The 22007-nt window shown below is 45.7% G+C and carries 18 protein-coding genes; 11 read left to right on the top strand and 7 right to left on the bottom strand.

Annotated features, from left to right (window positions below; translation table 11 throughout):
• Positions 1-92 precede the first annotated feature (92 nt).
• The 3 genes from OAG1_RS01190 to OAG1_RS01180 all read right to left on the bottom strand — a co-directional run bounded on the left by OAG1_RS01190 (position 93) and on the right by OAG1_RS01180 (position 3014).
• Positions 93-1028: a hypothetical protein gene (locus tag OAG1_RS01190; protein WP_338623288.1), complete on the bottom strand. Its 936-nt coding sequence runs from the start codon at positions 1026-1028 to the stop codon at positions 93-95.
• A gap of 814 nt (positions 1029-1842) precedes the next feature.
• On the bottom strand, positions 1843-2364 hold the full coding sequence (locus OAG1_RS01185; RefSeq protein WP_221075631.1) for a DUF2058 domain-containing protein: 522 nt from the start codon (positions 2362-2364) through the stop codon (positions 1843-1845).
• A gap of 122 nt (positions 2365-2486) precedes the next feature.
• Positions 2487-3014: a RodZ domain-containing protein gene (locus tag OAG1_RS01180; RefSeq protein ID WP_016399861.1), complete on the bottom strand. Its 528-nt coding sequence runs from the start codon at positions 3012-3014 to the stop codon at positions 2487-2489.
• A gap of 95 nt (positions 3015-3109) precedes the next feature.
• Here OAG1_RS01180 and recG point away from each other — a divergent pair, with 95 nt between their 5' ends.
• On the top strand, positions 3110-5191 hold the full coding sequence (recG, locus tag OAG1_RS01175) for an ATP-dependent DNA helicase RecG (RefSeq protein ID WP_338623284.1): 2082 nt from the start codon (positions 3110-3112) through the stop codon (positions 5189-5191).
• A 17-nt stretch (positions 5192-5208) separates the two neighbouring features.
• Here the strand turns inward: recG and OAG1_RS01170 are convergent, their stop codons facing one another.
• On the bottom strand, positions 5209-6150 hold the full coding sequence (locus OAG1_RS01170; protein ID WP_016399863.1) for a LysR family transcriptional regulator: 942 nt from the start codon (positions 6148-6150) through the stop codon (positions 5209-5211).
• A 180-nt stretch (positions 6151-6330) separates the two neighbouring features.
• The gene (gene glpK, locus OAG1_RS01165; protein ID WP_016399864.1) at positions 6331-7845 is read right to left on the bottom strand and encodes a glycerol kinase GlpK; all 1515 of its coding nucleotides are present in this window, start codon (positions 7843-7845) and stop codon (positions 6331-6333) included.
• A gap of 227 nt (positions 7846-8072) precedes the next feature.
• Here glpK and OAG1_RS01160 point away from each other — a divergent pair, with 227 nt between their 5' ends.
• Positions 8073-8852, top strand: a complete 780-nt coding sequence (locus OAG1_RS01160; RefSeq protein ID WP_016399865.1) for a DeoR/GlpR family transcriptional regulator — start codon at positions 8073-8075, stop codon at positions 8850-8852.
• Here OAG1_RS01160 and OAG1_RS01155 read toward each other — a convergent pair.
• Complete coding sequence (locus tag OAG1_RS01155; RefSeq protein ID WP_338623279.1) at positions 8841-9587, bottom strand: MBL fold metallo-hydrolase; 747 nt, start codon at positions 9585-9587, stop codon at positions 8841-8843. The two genes, OAG1_RS01160 and OAG1_RS01155, sit on opposite strands and share 12 nt — an antisense overlap.
• Before the next feature lie 192 nt (positions 9588-9779).
• On the opposite strand from OAG1_RS01155, the gene glpD reads away from it, so the two are divergent.
• A complete protein-coding gene (gene glpD, locus OAG1_RS01150; protein ID WP_338623277.1) occupies positions 9780-11312 on the top strand; it encodes a glycerol-3-phosphate dehydrogenase in 1533 nt (510 codons plus the stop codon).
• 64 nt (positions 11313-11376) lie between these two features.
• Here glpD and OAG1_RS01145 read toward each other — a convergent pair whose 3' ends face one another.
• A complete protein-coding gene (locus OAG1_RS01145; protein ID WP_338623275.1) occupies positions 11377-11766 on the bottom strand; it encodes a hypothetical protein in 390 nt (129 codons plus the stop codon).
• Positions 11767-12054: 288 nt separating this feature from the next.
• Here OAG1_RS01145 and arnB point away from each other — a divergent pair, with 288 nt between their 5' ends.
• The 8 genes from arnB (at position 12055) to OAG1_RS01105 (ending at position 22001) form a co-directional block, all read left to right on the top strand.
• Positions 12055-13230: a UDP-4-amino-4-deoxy-L-arabinose aminotransferase gene (gene arnB, locus OAG1_RS01140; protein WP_338623273.1), complete on the top strand. Its 1176-nt coding sequence runs from the start codon at positions 12055-12057 to the stop codon at positions 13228-13230.
• On the top strand, positions 13220-14224 hold the full coding sequence (gene arnC, locus OAG1_RS01135; RefSeq protein WP_016399870.1) for an undecaprenyl-phosphate 4-deoxy-4-formamido-L-arabinose transferase: 1005 nt from the start codon (positions 13220-13222) through the stop codon (positions 14222-14224). Before arnB ends, arnC begins: the two co-directional genes overlap by 11 nt.
• 28 nt (positions 14225-14252) lie before the next feature.
• Positions 14253-16229, top strand: a complete 1977-nt coding sequence (arnA, locus tag OAG1_RS01130) for a bifunctional UDP-4-amino-4-deoxy-L-arabinose formyltransferase/UDP-glucuronic acid oxidase ArnA (RefSeq protein ID WP_152783735.1) — start codon at positions 14253-14255, stop codon at positions 16227-16229.
• Between the two features lie 2 nt (positions 16230-16231).
• Entirely contained in the window at positions 16232-17146 is a 915-nt protein-coding gene (arnD, locus tag OAG1_RS01125; RefSeq protein WP_338623269.1) for a 4-deoxy-4-formamido-L-arabinose-phosphoundecaprenol deformylase, read from the top strand.
• A 13-nt stretch (positions 17147-17159) separates the two neighbouring features.
• A complete protein-coding gene (gene arnT / locus OAG1_RS01120) occupies positions 17160-18809 on the top strand; it encodes a lipid IV(A) 4-amino-4-deoxy-L-arabinosyltransferase (RefSeq protein WP_338623267.1) in 1650 nt (549 codons plus the stop codon).
• A gap of 3 nt (positions 18810-18812) precedes the next feature.
• Positions 18813-19172, top strand: a complete 360-nt coding sequence (locus OAG1_RS01115; RefSeq protein WP_338623265.1) for an EamA family transporter — start codon at positions 18813-18815, stop codon at positions 19170-19172.
• Complete coding sequence (gene arnF / locus OAG1_RS01110; RefSeq protein WP_338623263.1) at positions 19169-19591, top strand: 4-amino-4-deoxy-L-arabinose-phosphoundecaprenol flippase subunit ArnF; 423 nt, start codon at positions 19169-19171, stop codon at positions 19589-19591. Before OAG1_RS01115 ends, arnF begins: the two co-directional genes overlap by 4 nt.
• Before the next feature lie 124 nt (positions 19592-19715).
• Positions 19716-22001 carry an AsmA-like C-terminal region-containing protein gene (locus OAG1_RS01105; protein WP_338623261.1) on the top strand — a complete coding sequence of 762 codons (2286 nt, stop codon included), beginning with the start codon at positions 19716-19718 and terminating at the stop codon, positions 21999-22001.
• Positions 22002-22007: the final 6 nt, after the last annotated feature.

Below are 22007 nucleotides of genomic sequence, written 5' to 3'. Positions count from 1 at the left end.
GTAATGTGTTGAAGAAAAAAGCCGCTCCTAGAGCGGCTTTTGTTTTAATATGGGAAGTTGAATTAGTGACTAAAATTGTCAGCTACAATAAATCATTTCTGATCTTTAGGGAGCTTCATGGTTATATTCGATAGCACTACAACATCTTGATGCATTTTCTGAAGCCTTTGTATAATTAGCGCGTAAATTTTCACTTTTACAGACGGGTCCGAGCATTCTCCTGTAGATTGAAATGTTGTCAGTGTCTGCTCAACTATCATTTCAACTGATCCTTTAAGAACTTTAGATTTCTCATGGTATACATTCGAGCCTTCATCCCCAATTATGTATGTTAAACGATTGACGGAATTAAGGCTGTCAAACAGCGGGTGCTCAAGGTTCAGGCACGCTCGGTCTATTGACTCAATAAACATCTGATTAATAACAATATCATCTATAAGGTTGTCGTATTGAGAAACTATAGTTGCTGGAATTTCTTTAGCATACCTAGCCTCATGAAGTTTCCATTGAGTTAGCTCCTTTTTCCAGCTAACTATAACTTCACGCTTATCAATCAAAGTAGAAAGCATTACAGTATTGTCGGTAGTAGATTCTACTGTAGGAGTAGTAACTGATTTCCCAAGAAAGTAGATTGCTGCATCACCACTAAACTGCTCACACATATCCAAATAATAGCTTCTTCTCGAAGCCGAACTTTCCGATTCTTTCACTATATAAGGCCACAAATAGCTAGATAGCTCTACCAGATTGTTATCTCCCTCATAGGCGGCTAGTTTATCTTGCAGATTTTTAGTTGCAGACAGAAAACGCGCATTTGAAGAATGAAACTGCTTTGAGTTGACATGAAGGCTATCGTATAAAAGGCTGCATTCTGCAATCTTAGAATCACTGTCATTGATAGCGCGAACTAATGTATCGTGCATTGCTAACACTAAGGTATCTGGTGATTTCACTTCCTCATTTGAAGTACAACTAGTAAGAAAAAAAACAACCAGATTTAAAATCGTTAATCTAAACACGGACTTCATATTTATCCTAAAAAAACTCGGGTATTGTTTGTGTTGTCTACCTGAAAAAGAATCTTAAACACAATCCTTTGTTCGGTAGTACAATTCTCGAACATTCATTACTAAAAATAAATTTATCAAAAATTTAAGTTCTAGTGCTAGCTTTACTTGCGGATTTCGCCCTGACGGCGACTTCCTTTTTCTTTGAACAGCCAAAGAAAAACTAAGGAAAAAGAAAGGCTGCCCCAGCATCATCTTCTTCCTGCGTTGCTCACTCACTGCGGCGCCAAAACAACTCGCTACGCTCAAACAGGTTTTGCCTATACCCGCAGCTCGCTTGCGCTACTCGGCGATAATGAGGGGGGATGAAGATCAAGAGCGAACACGCCTAGTTCATTTTCACACCTAAAGCTAAGAGCTACGCTGTCTTGCTCTTTGCTCTTTGCTCTTTGCTCTTTGCTCTTTGCTCTTTAGGGCCATCATCTCCGCTGAGTAGCGCAGAAGACAAACGATTAAGCCAAGGCTTGTTCGAGCAAAGCGAGTTGCCGTTGGCGCGTTTGGATTCGAGCAACGCAAGGTTAAGGAGATGCAGGGTGGCCTTTCTTTTGTACCCTTTTCTTTGGCCAAGCAAAGAAAAGGGTATCGCCGGCAAGGCGAAACCTAAATCAACAACCTACCTAACAAGCAAAAGTGATACACAATATCTTCAGCGTTTGAACCCATCAAATATGCTAAGGAACGCAATGAAGTAGACGATTAGACGCTGGGTTCGCAACACAAATAACAAATACAAAAAAACCGCTAATTAGCGGCTTCTTCTCAAACTAACATCCCATTACCACATCAAATCATCTGGGATCTGATAATCAGCATACGGGTCATCTTCATCAATCACATCTTGGCTTGGGTCGTTAATTAGCACAACTACGCTTTCATCACGCTGGGCAATCTTTTCCGCCACAATCGTAGGGACAACTTCATAAGCTTCGCCCAGAGTAACAATGGCTAAGCGGCCGTTACTAAGCTGTTTGCGCAGTTCTTCGGTAACATAAATCTTTTTGATTAGGCCTTCATGGGTGAAGTTGTAAGCTTCTTCGCCACGCTTTCTGTCTAACATGTTCATCTCAATCAATTGCTTGATTTGAGCAGCAACGGCTTTTTTGGCTTTCTCAGCGTTTTGTTGCTGAGCTAATTCGGCGTCACGTTGTTGTTGGTCAAGCTTGGCTTGCTCGGCAGCTGCTTTTACTTCCTTGGCCAAGGTGCGTGATTTTTTATTGGTTTTGCCTACTTTTTTAGCTTTTTTCTTGTCAACTAAACCAGCTTTAAGCATCTGCTCTTGCAGCGATAACTTGGCCATAGCAAATCTATACCTTTGAATTCGATGGGTGGATTTATAATGCAGCACTACGGCCACTAAAGGCCTAGATAATACGTGAAGCGGCTACAAATTTGAACCTATAGCGAACAAGTTAACCTGGCCTACTCGGCTTGTGGCGCTAGGGTTAACGACAAGGGTTGATCTTGCGGATAGCCCGACAAATCAATCTCGCTGCCATTAAGTTTTAAGCTAAAACCCTCGATTTGAGAAAAGTACAAGGATGCGGGATGCATTACCTGCCAAGTGCGCAGATCACCCATACCTAACCAGCCATCAAATACCACTTTATCGCGGCCATCAATAAGCAGTAATTCGGCTCGGTCGTCGGCTTCAATTTCTAGCTCTATAACTTGCTCTGGCTTTAAGGCTTCTGGTTGCCACAAATCACTAGGAGCAACCCAGTAGTAGGTTCTTGCACCTTGCCAACGGTGGGGTAACTGAGCGGGCGGACGAATTGGGTAAATAGGTCGAATTGGGCGTTCAATAGGATGGCTAGGGATTGGGCGCTCTATAGGTTGCTCAGGTTTGTGTAGCTGCGCTGGGCGAGCGGCCTGTTCCGCCATACAGGCTTCTATAACGCCAATGGCTAACAGTAAAGCCAAACCTATATTACAAAGAAACCTTAGCATTTCTCGCCCCAACCACAGTTAAACCCTTGATTAGTAATAATAGCCGAAAAATTCATATATACTCTTGGTACATGATCATATTTACAGTGGTTTAAGTGGAATTAAGCAGCCTGCCCATCACCGCACTTAAAGGAGTGGGTGACAAACTTGCCGAAAAACTCCTACGCCTACATATTCGAAATGTTGGCGACTTGCTGCTGCACCTCCCCCTGCGATATGAAGACCGCACTCGGGTATGGCCAATTAACGATTTACTGCACGGCGCGCATGTTTCGGTGCAGGGCGAAATAACCAAGGTAGAAACCATTCACGCCCGTCGTCGCATGCTAACGTGTCGCATCAGCGATGGCAGCGGCAGCATTACCCTGCGCTTTTTCAACTTTAATAACGGCCAAAAGGCTGCCATGCAACAGGGTAAGTGGATGCGTTGCTTTGGCGAAGCTAAGCGCGGTAAACATGGTTGGGAAATGACCCACCCGGAATACAGCATTGTTGCCGATCCTAGTGCACCCTTAATGGATGAAAAGTTAACCCCGGTTTATCCCACTACCGAGGGTTTAAAGCAGCTCAATTTGCGTAAACTCAGTGAGCAAGCTTTTAAGTTACTAGAGCAATATCCCTTGGTAGATTGGCTACCACCTGCATTACGCCCCCATGGTTTAGATCTTAACCAAGCCTTAATGCAGCTGCATCGCCCCGATCCAGATACCGAGCTCAGCCTGTTAGAAGAAGGCCGACACCCTGCCCAGCAACGTTTGGTATTAGAAGAATTAGCCGCCCACCAGCTCAGCATGTTAAAGCTACGCCAAGAGCAACAGCGCCAAGCAGCCATTGCTTTACCGCTAGCCAGTGACCTAGAACAGCAATTTTTAGCCCAGCTCCCCTTTAAACCAACCAATGCCCAACAACGGGTGGTGGCCGAAATTAAAAGCGATACCCAGCAGCCACATGCCATGATGCGTTTGGTGCAAGGTGATGTAGGCAGTGGCAAAACCTTAGTGGCAGCCATGGCGGCTTTGCAGGCCTTAGCTAATGGTTATCAAGTGGCACTGATGGCTCCCACCGAAATATTAGCCGAGCAGCATGCGCTTAACTTTGCTAAATGGTTCGAGCCCTTGGGCATTAAAGTTGATTGGCTTGCTGGCAAACAAAAAGGCAAAGCTCGCAATGAAGCTATGGAGCGCATAGCCAGCGGCGAAGCGCAAATGGTAGTGGGTACTCATGCCATTTTCCAAGAGCAAGTGCAATTTGCCAAACTTGCCTTAGTGATTATCGACGAGCAGCACCGCTTTGGGGTGCACCAACGTATGGCCTTGCGGGAGAAAGGCGCCGCTGTAGATGGCAGCAACACTTTACCCCATCAGTTAATTATGACGGCTACCCCTATCCCTCGCACCTTGGCGATGACGGCCTATGCCGATTTGGAGCTGTCTATTATAGATGAGCTGCCGCCCGGGCGAACCCCAATTAAAACCGTGGCCCTGCCCGATACCCGCCGTGAGCAAGTGATCGAACGGGTGTATCAGGCTTGCCATAACGACGGGCGCCAAGCTTATTGGGTTTGCACCTTAATTGAAGAATCAGAAGTCCTGCAGTGCCAAGCAGCCGAAGACACCGCCGATACATTACAAAAACAATTACCCGATTTACGCATCGGCTTAGTGCATGGCCGCATGAAACCACAAGAAAAGCAGTGGGTAATGGAGCAGTTCAAAAACCATCAGCTTGATTTACTGGTGGCTACCACCGTAATCGAGGTGGGTGTAGATGTACCTAACTCCAGTTTAATGATTATAGAAAACCCCGAACGTTTAGGTTTAGCTCAGCTCCACCAGCTACGTGGCAGGGTCGGTCGTGGCCAAGTGGAAAGCCACTGCGTATTGATGTACCACAGCCCCTTATCTAAAACCGCCAGTTCACGTTTAAGTGTATTACGCGACAGCACCGACGGTTTTGTAATTGCCCAACGCGATATGGAAATTAGAGGCCCCGGCGAACTACTTGGCACCAAGCAAACCGGTTTAGCCGAATTTAAAATTGCCGACTTAGTACGAGACCAAGCAATATTAGGTGAAGCGCAGCGCCTGGCTAAACAACTTCTTCAGCAAACACCGGTTGCTATTGAACCTTTAATTGACCGTTGGTTAGCCGGCCGCGAACAATTCGCTCAAGCTTAGCAGCACGAGAAACTCTGTTAGTTGATACTGAAGATCTCATCACGGCATTTTTCCACCAAAATCTCCTGCAACCATAGGTACAAAGGGTTTTGTCGATTGCGATAGTGGAACACATAGCCGGTATCATACTTCAGTGCCAAACCTTTAAACTCTTCACTTAACTGCAATTGCCTAATGCCGGGAATATCTTCTGGCGGGTAATAGGTCACGCTGGGGTAAACTAAATCACTCACCCGCAATACATCCATAATCGATCCCGGCAGTTCAGAACGAAAACCAATAGTCACTTCTACGCCATGAGCTGCCAAAAACTTTTCTGCTTCGGTGCGAGCCGCGCTCCAACCCGGAACATGAATGAGCGCAGTAGCGTAGCTTTCAAAATCTTGCGGGGTGACAATGTCGTCACCAATTGGATGAGCATCACGCGCATAAACATAAATAGGCTGGCGCCATAAGCGTCGTTGCACTAGCTCTTTCGAGCCTTCTACCGGCAATAAACATAAGCCAAAATCAATTTGCCCGCGCTGAATCAGCTCGCAAGTATCGGCTCCCCAAGTAGCCACTTGCAGGCGTAGATCCGGCGCATGCTGCTGCAATGCCACAAACAAACGCTTAGCGACCGACGCTAATAACATTGGGTGCATAGCAACTTTTAGTACGCCTTCTAACTTAGCTGGGTCAAAGTCATTATGGTGGTCAACAACGTTGGCAAGCTCGGCTAAAATGCTTGGCAAGCTAAGCGATAACTGTTCGGCTTTTGGGGTGGCAATAAGGCCATGTTGAGCACGTACAAAAAGCTCATCAGCAAAATGCTCGCGCAGTTTTTGCAAGCTGCGGCTAATCGCTGGCTGACTAACATTCATACGTTCGGCGGTACGGCGCGTATTAAGCTCTTGCGCCAACACCACAAACACTTTTAGTAAATTTAAATCTAGCGTCTCAAAGGAACTATTGGTCACCTACTTCCTCCAGCATTATTCTCCAGTAAGCCCCTTAAACATTAGCAATGAATCGCGCTAAGCTCATCATTTTTCGAAGAAGCTAGGCATTTACTGAGAATCAACACATAAACTGTGGTGGCAGGCACAAAAAAGCCGCTACTGCTTAGCGGCTTTTTCGAATAAAAGCGGTAAAACTGGTTAGTCATCTAGGTCTTTGTCGTACCAACCTCGGCTGCAATCAACCGCACGTTTCCAACCTTTGTATAACCGTTCTCGTTTCGCCTCATCACCATCAGGAGAGAAGCAACGATCTGGGGTATTGCTCTCGGCCAAGCTTTCTACGCTATCCCAGTAACCCACCGCCAAGCCAGCTAAGTAAGCAGCGCCTAAGGCGGTAGACTCGATCAGCGAAGGGCGTACCACTTCGGTACCCAGCGCATCGGCTTGAAACTGTAATAAGAAATCATTGGCTACTGCGCCGCCGTCTACTCGTAATTGTTTTAGCGAAATCCCAGCATCGGCTTGCATGGCTTCTAATAAGTCTCGGCTTTGATAAGCAATCGATTCAAGTGCAGCCCGAATAATGTGGTTACGGTTAGCGCCTCGGGTTAACCCTACAATGGTACCGCGTGCGTAAGGGTCCCAGTAAGGTGCACCTAAACCCACAAAAGCAGGTACTAAATATACCCCGTTGGTATCGTCTACCTTAGAGGCAAAATACTGGGTATCGGAGGCATCGCGAATCAATCCCATCTCGTCGCGCAACCATTGAATGGTAGCACCGCCCATAAATACACTACCTTCTAGGGCGTAATTAACCTTGCCATCTAAAGAAAAAGCGATAGTGGTGAGCAAACCATGGGTTGATTTAACCGGTACTTCGCCAGTATTCATCAATAAAAAGCAGCCAGTGCCGTAGGTGTTTTTTGCCATGCCTTTGCGATAACACTGCTGACCAAATAGCGCCGCTTGTTGGTCGCCAGCAATACCCGCGATAGGAATACGTGTTCCACCTTTACCGCCAATGTTGGTTTGGCCATAGATTTCCGAACAGGCTTTCACTTCTGGCAGCATTTGTTTAGGCACACCCAGCATATCTAACAATTTATCATCCCATTGCAAGGTATGTATGTTAAACATCATGGTGCGAGAGGCATTGGTATAGTCGGTAACATGCACTCGCCCGTTAGTTAGCTTCCAAACTAACCAGCTATCAACCGTGCCAAACAGCAAGTCACCCGCTTCGGCTTTTTCGCGAGCACCTTCTACATTATCTAAAATCCACTTTAGCTTTGAGCCAGAAAAGTAGGCATCTAAGATTAGCCCTGTAGTATCTTGAATATACTCTTCCCAGCCTTGCTCTTTTAGCTCTTCACATAATTTGGTGGTGCGGCGACATTGCCAGACAATGGCATTATAAATAGGTTGGCCGGTGTTTTTGTCCCAAACAATGGTAGTTTCTCGCTGGTTGGTAATGCCAATCGCAGCAATTTGATCACTACGGATACCGGTTTTTGCCAAAACCTCGGTTAAAGATGCACTTTGGCTAGCCCATATCTCCATGGGATTATGCTCTACCCAACCTGATTTTGGGAAAAACTGGCTAAATTCGCGTTGTACGCTGCCAACAATTTCAGAGTCTTGGTTAAAAATAATCGCTCTTGAGCTTGTTGTGCCCTGATCAAGGGCAACTATATATCGTGCGGTGTCCATTGATATTACGGTTCCAGATTAGCATTTATGTCTATTATGCTCGAAAACGAACATTTTAGAACATTTTTTTAACCAAAGCGTGACAAAACTTTAATTTCATTTCAGCAATTTCTCTAGAAAGCTGCGATGCACTTTGCGGTATCGCTTTGTTAACCGTGACAAAAACTGCATTTTAAGTAGACTTATGACTGCGCTATAAAATGTATACCAATAAGAGAAACCCAGTTGTGAAGCAGACTCAACGCCATCAACAAATCTTGCAGGTGATAAAAACCCAAGGCTTTGTGGCTACCGAAGAATTAGTAGAATCACTTAATGTAAGCCCGCAAACCATTCGCCGCGACCTTAATGTATTGGCCGAACAGAAGCTGATTCACCGCCACCATGGTGGTGCTTCGTTACTATCAAGTAGCGTAGTGAACGACTCTTATTCCAGTCGAAAGATCAAACAACATCTTGAAAAAGAAAGCATTGCTCAGAAAATTGCCGAGCAAATTCCTAATGGCGCATCGCTGTTTTTAGATATTGGTACCACCGCTGAAACGATTGCAAGAGCCTTATTGGAACACCGCGATTTACGCATTATCACCAACAATATTCATGTTGCATCACTACTAATGGTTAAAGACGACTTTAATGTGATTATGGCCGGCGGCGCGTTGCGTAATAAAGATGGCGGCATAGTGGGTGAAGCCACCATCGACTTCATAAAACAATTTCGCCTAGATTATGGGGTAGTAACGGTTAGCGGCATTGATTTAGATGGTTCGCTACTAGACTTTGACTACCATGAAGTAAGAGTGACTCAGGCCATTATTGCCAGTTCTCGCAACGTTATTCTTGCCGCAGACCACAGTAAGTTTGGCCGTAATGCGATGATTAACATTGGCAATATTGCGCAGATTGACCATTTGTACACCGACCGGCCAGTGCCACAAGACATCAGCGAAATCCTTAAACAACAAGATGTACAGTTAACACTTTGCCCTACTCAGTTAAGCAGTTAAGCGTTTGCGCAGCAGTTCACCAAGAAAACCTTTATAGCTGGTAGCCTGTTCAGGACATAGTTGCTGCAACTGTTGTAGTTCTGCTTGGCTGATCTTGCCGCCCTCGCCATGAGCCAATAAGTAATTATCAACTTGTAGCTGGCTAAACCTTTCAATTGAGCTTCGATATTGACGAGGACTGCTGATCGGAAAGGGACAAATCAGCTTTCCTTTAACCCGCAATATACAGTCGGCCACATACAAGGTTTTAGTCTCTGGGTGATAGAGCGATAAGTCACGGTCGGTATGGCCCGGAGTAAATAACACTTGCCAATCTTCAAAGCCTGGTAGGGTTTGGCCGTCTTTTAGTCGATGAGTAAATTTGAGTGTTGGCGAATACCATAAGTTAGCTTTAGCGCGCTGATGACGCCTAGCCACATAATGAGCCAAGGCTAAATCCATTAAATGATTACACCTTCCAGCAATACCTTGATACCACTCGCCTGGATGCTCTGCACCTGCAATAGAAAGCTGGTAGCGACGCTGCAGGTAACTAGCCCCGCCGGCATGATCTGGATGCATATGGGTTACCATCACCAACTCTAGTTGGCTAAGTGGTCGTGCTAACTGTTCACAGATAAAACGCTTAAGCATTGCAACATCAGCGCGGCAACAGCCATCCAGCAAGAGTAATTTGTTCGGATACTCAATCAAAAAAATATTCTGAATATAGCCTTCCAGCTGATGGATCTTCATAGCTTACCGCAAACAATTGTTAACAAGATGTAACAGTTTAGAGCAAATACTCCATGCAGACAAATCTAGCCAGCAAGCTAAAAAGCGCGTTTTGCACATTTTTTTTACATCGGTAATTGTTTTTTGATCACAAAATGCTCTATTATGCTCGATAACGAAACAAAACGAACTTTAGTGAAAGGATCGCTCAACATGGCACAAACAAATGACCCGCATAACTTCGACCTAATCGTCATTGGTGGTGGTATAAACGGCGTGGGCATAGCGGCAGATGCCGCTGGCCGAGGGCAACGCGTTGCTTTGTTTGAGCAAAACGACTTAGCCAGCGCAACCTCTTCTGCTAGCTCGAAGCTGATCCATGGTGGCCTGCGTTATTTAGAGCATTATGAGTTTCGTTTAGTAAGCGAAGCCCTAAAAGAGCGTGAAGTATTGCTAAATATGGCTCCTCATCTCGTTGAGCCGATGCGTTTTCGTTTGCCACATCGCCCCCACCTACGCCCTTGGATATTGATACGCATGGGGCTCTTTCTCTACGACAACCTAGCTAAACGCGGCACACTTCCCGGTTGTAAGGGCCTAAGCTTCGCTCAAAGTGATGTACTAAAAAGTGATATTACCAAAGGCTTTGAATACTCTGATTGTTGGGTGGACGATGCTCGACTAGTGATTAGTAATGCCTTGCTAGCAGCTAAACACGGTGCGTTTATTGCGCCACGCCAACAAGTAGTAGCAGCCAAACGTGAAGCCAAACATTGGTTGATAGATGTAAAAGACATGCAAACGGGTGTGCAACAACAGTATCGCTGCAACACTTTAGTTAACGCCGCTGGTCCATGGGTTCAGCAGTTCATTGAAGAGAACATGCAACAAACACCACCACGCACCATTCGCCTAGTAAAAGGCAGCCATATCGTGGTGCCAAAAATTCACAACGAACCGCAATCCTACATCTTACAAAACACTGATAAACGCATTGTGTTTGTTATCCCTTATCAGCAGCAATACTCGTTAATTGGCACTACCGATGTGGAATATCAAGACAACCCTTCAGAGGTGGCGATCTCCGACAAAGAAGTCAGTTACTTGTGCGATGTAGTAAACCAGCACTTTACTAAGCAAATAGCACCAAGTGATGTGATCCATACTTTTTCTGGAGTACGACCACTTTGCCAAGATGAGTCGAACGATCCTTCGGCAGTTACTCGTGACTACACCTTAGAATTAAGTGATGAAGCAGAAGGGGCTCCGCTGTTATCGGTATTTGGCGGCAAGTTAACCACTTACCGAAAACTGGCCGAAGCGGCCTTAGAAATGTTGGCTCCCCGCATTAACGATCTAGGTCCAGCGTGGACTAAAGCCTCTTTCTTACCAGGCGGCGCCATTGGCGGAGATATTCACTCTTATATTAAGCGGCAACAAGCCAACAGCGATTTACCCACAGGGCTAGTAGCCCGCTGGTGCATGCACTACGGTAGCCAAGCCGAACAATTAATACACAATGCTAAGCAGCAGGGCTTAGGTGAGCTATTTGGCGGAAACTTGTATCAATTAGAAGTCGACTACCTGTGTGAGCAAGAATGGGCCTACCGAAAAGAGGACATTTTGTGGCGCAGAACCAAACAAGGTTTAGCATTTACCGAAGAACAACAGCAGCGTTTACAAGACTATTTGAATAACAAGCATCTTCAGCAGGAATCTTTAGAAAACACCGCTCAAGCCAGCTAGCTGGCCTTAACCATACCAAGCCTGATTGTTACGCTCTCAGGCTTGGTTGTCCAAACAAAAGCGCTTAACTTACACTTTTTAGCACTTCATCAATATTGCACTGGTTATTCTGATAAACCGTTTCGGCTAAAGCTAGCGCTTCTTGTTTGCCACTTTCCTGCTCAACGGCATGTAAACCCATAGATGCCTCACCCAATCCGTAACCTAATACCGTTAGAAATGCTGATGACTCCCGACTAATTTGCTCATCTGGCATGTGCGCAACAATTTGCGCTAAGGCTTGTCGTTCATCTTTATCATGAATATAAGCATGCGCCGCCAAACAGCGCGCACTGCTATTGGCCATATCAACCGCCAGTTGCTTTTGCTCATTGCTTAATTGCCCAGCCGAAGCCGGTAAGGCCAGTACCAAGCTAGCGCTTGCAGCAGTCGCCAATGTTAGAATCTTATTCATCACTAATACCCTATACGTTTATGAATTAAGCAGCGGAATCAAATTCAACTGCGTAAGGCTAAAGGCCTTAATGCGGGCATTGTTGCACAACAGCGAGTATTGATTAGCTAGCGAAAATGGTTTGCATCGTTGCATAAATTGGAACAAGTAGACTAATTCAAGAAAGCACTTACAAAAAACACCGATATTTACCTAATCAACACACAAGACCGACGTTTGAGCCTTTCAATAAACCCGCAGCACGGTTAGACTTCATCCACTTTGGTATAGATATGCTGACCGAGAGTCATGGAACAAACATTTTTACCCCTAAGTCGCCCAGCGATTGAACAACAAGAAATCGACGCAGTGGTTGAGGTACTCAAATCCGGTTGGATTACTACCGGCCCCAAAAACGCTGAGTTAGAAAACGCCATAAAAAGCTATACCGGTGCCGAACACGCCGTAGCGCTAAGTAGCGCCACCGCTGGTTTGCACCTCACTCTAGTGGCTTTAGGCATTGGCCCTGGCGACGAAGTGATTACCCCTTCAATGACTTGGGTTTCAACGGTTAACCTCATCACTTTAATGGGTGCTAAGCCGGTATTTGTTGATGTTGATGCAGATACATTAATGACCACGGCAGAGCGCATTGAAGCGCAAATCACCAATAAAACCAAACTGATCATTCCGGTTCACTATGCCGGCGCCCCACTCGATTTAGATGCCATTTACGCCCTTGCGGAACAATACAATATTCCCGTGGTCGAAGATGCTGCACATGCTATTGGCTGCGAATATAAAGGTCGACCCATTGGCCAAACCGGTCACTGTATTTTCTCCTTACACGCAATAAAAAATGTAACCACAGCAGAGGGCGGCATTTTTACCACTAATGACGCCGAATTAGCTGAGCGGATTCGTCGCCTTAAGTTTCATGGCTTAGGCGTAGATGCCTTTGATAGAGAAACTCAGGGGCGAGCGCCACAAGCTGAAGTGATAGAGCCAGGCTACAAATACAACATGCCAGACATTTGTGCCGTATTAGGTTTAGGTCAAATGCAGCGCTTAGCCAGCATTACTGCTCAGCGCCAAGCCTTAGTTGCTCATTATCGTAAACTATTGGCTGAGGTTGAGGGGATTAGCCCCATGAGCGTGCCATCTTATGTGCATACTCACTGTTGGCACTTAATGATAGTGAGAGTAGAGCCGAGTATTTGTGGCTTTGACCGCGACCAGCTCATTAGCATGTTAAAACAGCAGGGCATTGGCGCTGGCATTCATTTTAAAGCCTGCCATAGTCAAAAGTATTATAGAGAGAATTATCAAACTCGGTTTGGTGAGATTAACCCAGATTTAAGTAATACCGAATTTAACAGCCAACGCATTTGTTCGCTGCCATTGTTTCCAGGCATGCAACTAAGTGATGTTGAACGTGTTGTTTCCGCAATCAAACAAAATATTGGACCTTCTCATGAGGCATAAGCAAGACATCAATTTTGTATCCATTGTGATACCGGTTTACAACGAAGCCGATAGCTTACAAGAGCTAATCACACGCACTTGTGCAGCTGCTGACACCATGGGTAAAGACTATGAGTTGCTGCTGGTTGACGATGGCAGTAAAGATAACAGCGCAGATCAAATTGAAGCAGCTGCTGCCCAAGAAGGCAGCCATGTTGTAGGCATTATTCTTAACCGCAATTACGGCCAACATAACGCAATTATGGCGGGCTTTGAACATGTACGCGGCGACTTGATTGTGACCCTCGATGCCGACTTACAAAACCCACCAGAAGAGATCCCTAATTTGGTGGCGAAAGCCGAAGAAGGTTACGACTCGGTTGGTACGGTGCGCAAAAATCGCCAAGACAGTCGCTTACGCCGTTACCCTTCAATGCTGATCAACAAGATTGTAAAACGCTCAACGGGCGTAGAGATGAATGACTACGGCTGTATGTTACGCGCTTATCGTCGCCACGTAGTGGACGCAATGCTGCAGTGCCATGAGCGCAGTACTTTTATTCCTATTTTGGCTAATGGCTTTGCTCGCCACACCGTTGAAATAGATGTGGAACATAGCGAGCGCCAACAAGGCGAATCAAAATACAACATCATGGGTTTAATTAACCTAATGTTTGATTTGCTGACCAGCATGACTACTGCCCCATTAAGAATGCTTAGCATCATGGGGGGCGCAATTGCCGCACTAGGTGGCCTATTCGGTTTAGTGTTACTTTTCATGCGCCTAATCTATGGCGCGGAATGGGGTGTTGACGGGGTATTCCCGCTATTTGCTCTATTGTTTATCTTTATTGGTGCTCAATTTGTTGGCCTAGGTTTATTAGGCGAATATATCGGCCGTATATACTCCGACGTAAGGGCAAGGCCACGCTACTACGTACAAGATGTGCTGGTTGGCGAAGCAACCAAACAGGCCCGTGACAACGACGTTAACGCTGATAACAACGATAACTAATTTACCTATTACAGTTAAGGAATAAGCCATGAAAGCAGTGGTGTTTGCCTATCACAACATTGGTTGTGCTGGTATTAAAAGTCTTCTCGATGCAGGTGTAGAAATCGCCGCAGTGTTTACCCATTTAGACGATGGCAACGAAAATGTCTTTTTTGAATCTGTAGCCAAGCTAGCGGCACGTAACGGTATTCCAGTATTTGCACCGGAAGACGTAAATCATCCATTGTGGATAGAAAAAATTAAGGCGATGCAGCCTGAAGTATTCTTCTCCTTTTACTACCGCTCAATGATCAGCCAAGCAGTACTAGATTTAGCGCCAAAAGGCGGCTTTAACCTACATGGTTCACTATTACCACGCTACCGTGGTCGCGCACCGGTAAATTGGGCGCTGTTAAACGGCGAAACGGAAACTGGCGTAACCTTACATGCCATGACCAGCAAGGCCGACGCAGGTGACATTGTTGCTCAAGAAAAGCTTAGCATTAATGCTGACGACACTGCAGCCACCTTGCATAGCCGCTTAACCGAGCTAAGCAGCCAGCTATTGGCAACTACCCTACCTCAATTAATCGCTGGTACGCACAGCTTAAGTGCACAAGATGAAAGCCAAGCCACGGTATTTGGTCGCCGCACTCCTGCAGACGGTGAAATAAAATGGGCCGACAATGCGCAAACTATTTTCAACTTATGTCGCGCAGTAACCGAACCCTTCCCTGGTGCCTTTACCTTTTTAGGTGAGCGCAAGGTGATTTTTTGGAGCACCAGTGCCAGCGAACAAGAATTTGATGCAACGCCAGGTACTATTGTTGCCACCGCGCCGTTAACCATTGCTTGTACTCAAGGATCTCTAATTGTAAATGCAGGCCAAACTGAAAACGGTTTGTACTTAAATGGCGAACAACTAGCAGCTGAAATGCACTTAGTTGCCGGCATGCGCTTTGGTCCACAAGCCAGCGCTGTTATTGCTGCAAAACGCCGCCAAAAAGTGCTTATTTTGGGTGCTAACGGCTTTATTGGTAACCACTTAACCAAGCGTTTACTAGACGACGGTAAATACGAAATTTACGCCATGGACATGAGTGCCAACCAAATTGAACAGCACTTAAGCCACCCAGATTTCCACTTTGTAGAAGGTGATATCACCATTCATAACGAATGGATCGAATACCACATTAAGAAGTGTGACATTGTATTGCCACTGGTAGCGATTGCGACTCCGATTGAATATACCCGTAATCCGTTACGTGTATTTGAATTAGATTTTGAAGAGAACTTAAAAATTGTTCGTGAGTGTGTAAAGTACAACAAGCGCATCATCTTCCCGTCTACGTCTGAAGTATACGGCATGTGTACCGATGATGAGTTTAATGAAGACACTTCACCGCTAATTACTGGTCCAATTAACCGCCAGCGCTGGATTTACTCGACCTCTAAACAGTTATTAGACCGAGTTATTTGGGCTTACGGCAAGAAAGACGGCCTTAAGTTTACCTTGTTCCGTCCATTTAACTGGATGGGCCCACGCTTAGACAGCTTGAACTCAGCACGAGTTGGCTCTAGTCGCGCGATTACTCAGCTAATTTTGAACCTAGTTGAAGGGACCCCCATCAAGTTGATTGATGGCGGCGAGCAAAAACGTTGTTTCACTGATATTTCTGAGGCCATTGAAGCCTTGTTCCGGATTATTGAGAACAAAGACGGCTTATGTGATGGACAGATCATCAACATTGGTTCGCCAGACAACGAAGCCAGTATCAAGCAAATGGCTGAAACCCTGGTTGAGAAGTTTGATGCTCACCCATTACGTGAAAAATTCCCACCGTTTGCCGGCTACCATTTGGTAGAGAGCAAAACCTTCTACGGTGATGGCTACCAAGACGTGCAGCATCGTCGTCCAAGCATTCGCAACGCCAAGCGTTTACTTGATTGGGAACCAAGCATTATGATGGAAGACACCATCGAGGAAACCCTCGACTTCTTCTTAAAAACAGCTGTTGATGAGTAATAATGAGTTCGAAAGACACCATTAAAGTTGGCCTTCGTATAGATGTTGATACTTTTCGTGGCACGCGCGTAGGCGTGCCCAAGTTATTACACATCTTTCAACGCTACAATATTAAGTCGTCGTTCTTCTTCACCGTTGGACCCGACAACATGGGGCGCCATATTTGGCGCCTTTTGCGTCCTGCTTTCTTGAAGAAAATGCTCCGTTCAAAAGCGGCCAGCTTATACGGTTGGGATATTATCTTTCGAGGCACCTTTTGGCCTGGCCCCGTGATCGGTAAAAAGCTTGCTTCGGTGATTAAAGATACCGACCAAGCAGGCCATGAAATTGGCTTGCACGCTTGGGATCACCATAAGTGGCAGATGAAAACCGACAGCATGTCGCAAGCCGAACTCGGTAACGAAATCCGTAAGGGTTACCAGCTGCTGGAAGAAATCACCGGAAAAGACGTGCAATGCAGCGCAGTAGCCGGTTGGCGCTGTACCGAAACCACCCTAGATGAAAAAGAAGCCTTTCCATTTCGCTACAACAGCGATTGCCGAGGTGAATCTATTTTTGTTCCCAAACCAGGAATGGCACCACAAATTCCGGTTACCTTGCCAACCTATGATGAATTAATTGGCCAAGACGGCGTAGACGAGAGCAACTACAACCAAGCCATTCTTGAGCGAATTAAAGCCGATGCCTTAAATGTTTACACCATTCACGCTGAGGTTGAAGGCATTGTTTGCGCAGAGATGTTTGAGCAGCTGATTATTAGCGCTAAACAGCAAGGCATTGAGTTTGTACCGCTGTGTGAGTTGTTAGATCAAGATTATGTCACTTGGCCACAAGACAGCATATTAAATATAGAAATGGATGGGCGCGAAGGCTGGTTAAGTCATCAAGCCTCGGTTGTTCGCCCTCATACCAGTTAAACCAGGAAGTACCATGCGCCACTTACGAATTAACCTAGCTACTTGGGTGCCGATATTCTTTATCATTTTGTACCTATTACCCTTGGGTCTGCGTGATCTATGGTCTCCCGATGAACTGCGTTACGCTGAAATCTCTCGCGAAATGGTAAGTAGTGGCGACTGGGTAGTTCCTCGTTTTAACGACTTGCGCTACTTCGAAAAGCCAGTAATGGGTTACTGGATGAACGCTGTTTCGCAACTTGTTTTTGGCGAAACTAATTTTGCGGTGCGTGCTGCTTCAGCCTTTAGCGCTTTAGGGGCGGCTTTTTGCATATTTTTGCTGCTCGCGCGCTTTGCCTCTCGCCCAGTGGCTTGGTTAAGCTCCGGCATTTATTTGAGCATGTTTATGGTGTCTGGCGTGGGCACCTACAGCGTATTGGACAGCATGCTTAACCTTTGGCTAACCGCCAGCTTTACCGCCTTTTACTTTGCCATTCGCAGCGAAGAACTGCGGCAACGAGCCAAATATTATGGTTTGGCAGGTTTTTATTGTGGCTGTGCGGTACTAACCAAAGGCTTTTTGGCACTAGCTTTACCTGTGTTAGTGGTTGTTCCCTACATGTTTTGGGATAAGCAGTTTAAAACCATTTTGAAATGGGGTTGGTGGGTAATGCTGCTGGCCGTTTTAGTTTGCTTGCCATGGGGCTTAGCCATTCATGCAGCAGAGCCAGACTACTGGCACTACTTCTTTTGGATTGAGCATATTCAGCGCTTTGCGGCAGATAACGCCCAGCACTCGGCGCCTGTTTGGTACTACCTGCCATTTTTAGCGGCTGGCGTTTTACCGTGGTTATTTTGGTCGCCCAGTGCAATTGGTCATTTAAAAGGCCAAATGCACTCGCCATTGTTACGCTACGCCTTATTGTGGGCGATATTGCCGCTGCTATTTTTCTCCATGGCTAAGGGCAAACTCGCTACCTATATTTTGCCAATAATGGCACCGCTGGCGATCTTGTTTGCCTTTGGTATTCAACAGGCTTTTGCCAAATCTTGTAAAGGTTTAACCTGGGGAAGCTGGTTAAATGCCATTTTATTTGCACTACTTGCGGTTACCACCTTGGTACTGCATTACACAGGTAAACTGCCATTAGACGCCGAAGAAGCTTACCGCCCCTGGTTGCTATTTAGTATCTTTGCCTTTTGGTCGGCCATGGCCTTTTTGGCTATTAAAGCCACCAGCTTAAACGGTAAAATCGCCAGCTACATGCTAATGCCTTTGGGCTTATTCATGCTAGCTTGGGCAACCTTCCCAAATGTAAGTATCTACTCAAAAATGCCGGCAAAGTTTATGCAGCAAATCTCGCATTTAGTAGAACCCAATACGGTGTTAGTAGCCGATTACCCCGATACTATGTCGGCGTTTAACTGGTACTTTAAGCGTGAAGACGTGTACCTAGTCGGTCAAAAAGGCGAAGTGCGTTATGGCTTAGAATACCCAGATGCCCAACATCGCTTTATCGAAACTAAGCACTTAGCTGAATTTATTGAGCAGCAACGCCGGCATGCGCCAGTAATGGTTTATTATCGCGATAAGCCGGATATGGATGGCACCTTACCTGAGACCACCGAGCGTATCGACAAAGGCCGCTATACCATCCTTTATTATCAAGCAGCAGCTGATTAAATTATGCTTAATATAATGCTGATTGTGGCGTCTATTGGCTGTAGCTCGTTAAGTCAGTATTGGCAGAAACGTGCGGCATTGCTGTTTGCCGCTCAACCAAATTTAAGCACGCTCGAGAAACTACTGTCTAAACCTTTATTATTAGGCATTATTTTCTTGGGCTTGGGCGCTATTTTTTGGCTAGGAGTATTAAGCCAGTGGGACGTATCGGTTGCTTACCCGCTGTTAAGCAGCAATTTTGTCATCATGTTGCTTATCTCCAAGTTTGCATTTAATGAAACGGTTACTCCGCGTCAGTGGTTTGGCGTGGGGCTGATTGTATTAGGTGTTGCCTTTCTTGGTGGAGTGGAACAGTTTTTATGAAAAACCATCCGCAAAGTGTGGTGCTAGCCTTACTAAGTGTCGCCTTTATTTCGCTGGCTCAGTTAGCCATGAAATGGGGCATGACCCAATTAAGCCTGCAATTTACAAGCTTGCAGGAGCTTTGGAATGCAGCGCAATATAGTGCTTTAATCACAAATTATTTACCTTACTACATTAGCGTAGTAGCTGGCTTAAGCTTTTATGCCTTATCAATGCTGTGCTGGGTAATGGCATTAAAACACCTGCCTCTTTCACTTGCTTACCCCATGCTTAGCTTAAGCTATGTTATCGTGTATGTAGCAGCCATTAGTTTACCTTGGATAGGCGAAGCATTTAGCTGGCCAAAGGCTCTAGGCATAGTGCTGATACTAGCAGGAATCTATCTGGTATTTCCGAGCAAAAAGGCCAAGCAAAGTTAAGCACTGTGTTTGTTGCGCCTTTATGTAAAAGGGGTGAAGCCTGTGCTGTTAAATATGTGAATACTCAAGTATTGTTGGATAGATACGATAAGTTATTAATAAGTCGCATGGAGTTTGCGCCAATATGAAACGCTTTTTCGACCTGCTTGCCATTGTTTTTTTACTGTTGCTGGCAACTTCGGTCTTTTTCTTATTCTCTTTCCATCCCGATCGCTATAAAAGCGATTTTTTGCATTGGTTCAATCAGCAAAGCGACTGGCAACTTAACTACAACAATACACAATGGTCACTCAACAAGCCTCTCAGCATAGAGGTATTTGACTTAGAGCTCGCCAAATCTGGCCAAGCAGCCATGCTCACAAAACAAGCTAAGTTAAACTTTGCCTTGATGCCTCTGCTGCAGGGTAAAATTCAGATAGATAGCCTGCTACTAGAACAACCACAACTAGCGCTTACTCAACAACTGTTTAGCCAAACAGCAGACAGCAGCGAGCCCACCGAAGCCAACATCATCAGCTGGTTAAACGCAGTTCAAATCAATCAGCTATTGCTCAAAGACGGCGACTTACTATGGCAGGATCAGCAACAGTCTTACCGACTAGAACGCTTTGAATTAGCTATAGAAGACTGGCAGATTGATCTTAACGAACCCGCACCAAGCCATTGGCAGTTCACCTTACATAGTTCAGCTCAGCGACTTACAACCCCATGGCAAGACATCATGTTGCCACAGCTAAGCCTTGCCTACGGCCAGCAGCAGTTAGTGATAGAGCACATCGGTGCCGATCTATTGCAAGGGTCGGTTTATGCCTCTGCCGAGCTGAGCAATAAGCAACTAACCATACGTGAGCTCGCTTTAAATAACTTTAGACTAGAGCACTTTGCTCCAGAACCTAGTGCTCAAGAAAATCAAGCTGCAGCCCCATCAGCCAGTGAGCAAGATTGGTTAAATAACTTGCCTGAGCTTGCTTGGTTAAGCAGTATTCAAATTGACAATTTATTGCTAAACCAACTTAGCTTAGCCACTCAGTTACAAGGCCACAATGTGGTACTGAACAAACTAACGGCTGAACTAGAAAACATAGCCAGCCCTTGGCCTTACCAAGCCAACAAACTGCGCGGCGAATATGCTTTTATTGCCGATGAGTTAGGTATTGACCACATTCAATTCAGCGATCTTACCGCTAGCGGACAAATAAGCGATGGCCTATTTGCCGTAGATGCCTTACGTAGCCAGCTATTTAAAGGGCAGCTAGGTTTGTCATTAAGTTATCAATGGCAACAGCAAGCGCTGATTCTCCATCAATTGCTGCTAAGCAATAATGAAATTCCGATCCAACCCAATTGGTTACCTGTAAGTGACAGCGCCACAACAAACAACCAAAAGAAAAACTTAGAGAAAAGCGCTACTAAAGCCACGGCACCATTGCAGCAGCTAAACATTGAACAACTTGAGCTACAGCAAGTGAAGCTACTGTCTTACGCTGATCAACTGCCCTTTTCGGCTACCGGTTTAAATGTTGAACTGCGTCAACTGCAAGTCATTCAAGATGGTCAGTGGCAAAGCATTGACCAACTTTGGCAGCCACAAAGCCAAGTGTTTATTGAAGCTCCAGAGCTGGCTTATCGCGGCATGCTGCTCAGCCATGTCAGCTTCGACTTGGGAGCAGACCAAGAGATTGGCTATTTTAACTTGTATGGTGAGCTACCCTTGGGCCAATTTGAGTTGCAGGGACAAGCCTTGTTAGATCAGGAGCACAAACCTTGGCAAGCTGAAATCTCAGGCCTATTGCTTGATATTAGCCCGCTCGCGCGCTTAGCCAATAATCGCCAGTTTAGCCTAGTGGGAGACTTAGAGCTTGCGGGAAAGTTAAGGGGTAAGCTCAATGACTTTGGCTCAAGTATTGATGGCTCGATTGATTTTCACAGTCAGTTAATTCAACTGCCTGGAGCCGATTTAGAAGTGACCCTCGACCAAATTATTGAAAGCCCGCGGCAGTATTATGAAAAACCCAATCCTTTTATAGCCAGTGGCTGGCCGGTGTTTTGGCAAGATCCGCAAAGCTTACCTAAAGGCATTACCCAATTTACTAACCTGGCGCTACGCGCAGAATTAGAACAAGGCAAACTAAAATTGGCTCCTCAAGAATTATCCGGACTACGTTATGGACTCACCCTAGCGGGTGAAATTGACCTAGCGAAGCAACGCTACAATCAACTAAAGCTTGTGGTAGCCGACCAACCTTGCTGGCGTTTGGTTCATACGGTACATGGAGCATGGAGCAAGCCCCAAGTAAGTTTTGATCACTACCTTTCGCCACGCCGCTTCTCAGTTGATCAGCAAGACTTTACCCGAGCTCCCAGCATACCGCAGTGCCGTTACCCGTTAACAGAAGAAAGCTTACAGTAACAACGA

This window comes from Agarivorans sp. OAG1, assembly GCF_037076485.1.
Classification (GTDB): Bacteria; Pseudomonadota; Gammaproteobacteria; order Enterobacterales; family Celerinatantimonadaceae; genus Agarivorans; species Agarivorans albus.
This window is presented reverse-complemented; position numbering and strand designations above follow the sequence as displayed.

What these genes read in the sequence shown, in the direction of transcription:
- OAG1_RS01190 (WP_338623288.1), bottom strand. Translation starts at nt 1,028, where the DNA reads ATGAAGTCCGTGTTTAGATTAACGATTTTAAATCTGGTTGTTTTTTTT.
- OAG1_RS01185 (WP_221075631.1), bottom strand. Translation starts at nt 2,364, where the DNA reads ATGGCCAAGTTATCGCTGCAAGAGCAGATGCTTAAAGCTGGTTTAGTT.
- OAG1_RS01180 (WP_016399861.1), bottom strand. Translation starts at nt 3,014, where the DNA reads ATGCTAAGGTTTCTTTGTAATATAGGTTTGGCTTTACTGTTAGCCATT.
- glpK (WP_016399864.1), bottom strand. Translation starts at nt 7,845, where the DNA reads ATGGACACCGCACGATATATAGTTGCCCTTGATCAGGGCACAACAAGC.
- OAG1_RS01155 (WP_338623279.1), bottom strand. Translation starts at nt 9,587, where the DNA reads ATGAAGATCCATCAGCTGGAAGGCTATATTCAGAATATTTTTTTGATT.
- glpD (WP_338623277.1), top strand. Translation starts at nt 9,780, where the DNA reads ATGGCACAAACAAATGACCCGCATAACTTCGACCTAATCGTCATTGGT.
- OAG1_RS01145 (WP_338623275.1), bottom strand. Translation starts at nt 11,766, where the DNA reads ATGAATAAGATTCTAACATTGGCGACTGCTGCAAGCGCTAGCTTGGTA.
- arnB (WP_338623273.1), top strand. Translation starts at nt 12,055, where the DNA reads ATGGAACAAACATTTTTACCCCTAAGTCGCCCAGCGATTGAACAACAA.
- arnC (WP_016399870.1), top strand. Translation starts at nt 13,220, where the DNA reads ATGAGGCATAAGCAAGACATCAATTTTGTATCCATTGTGATACCGGTT.
- arnA (WP_152783735.1), top strand. Translation starts at nt 14,253, where the DNA reads ATGAAAGCAGTGGTGTTTGCCTATCACAACATTGGTTGTGCTGGTATT.
- arnD (WP_338623269.1), top strand. Translation starts at nt 16,232, where the DNA reads ATGAGTTCGAAAGACACCATTAAAGTTGGCCTTCGTATAGATGTTGAT.
- arnT (WP_338623267.1), top strand. Translation starts at nt 17,160, where the DNA reads ATGCGCCACTTACGAATTAACCTAGCTACTTGGGTGCCGATATTCTTT.
- OAG1_RS01115 (WP_338623265.1), top strand. Translation starts at nt 18,813, where the DNA reads ATGCTTAATATAATGCTGATTGTGGCGTCTATTGGCTGTAGCTCGTTA.
- arnF (WP_338623263.1), top strand. Translation starts at nt 19,169, where the DNA reads ATGAAAAACCATCCGCAAAGTGTGGTGCTAGCCTTACTAAGTGTCGCC.
- OAG1_RS01105 (WP_338623261.1), top strand. Translation starts at nt 19,716, where the DNA reads ATGAAACGCTTTTTCGACCTGCTTGCCATTGTTTTTTTACTGTTGCTG.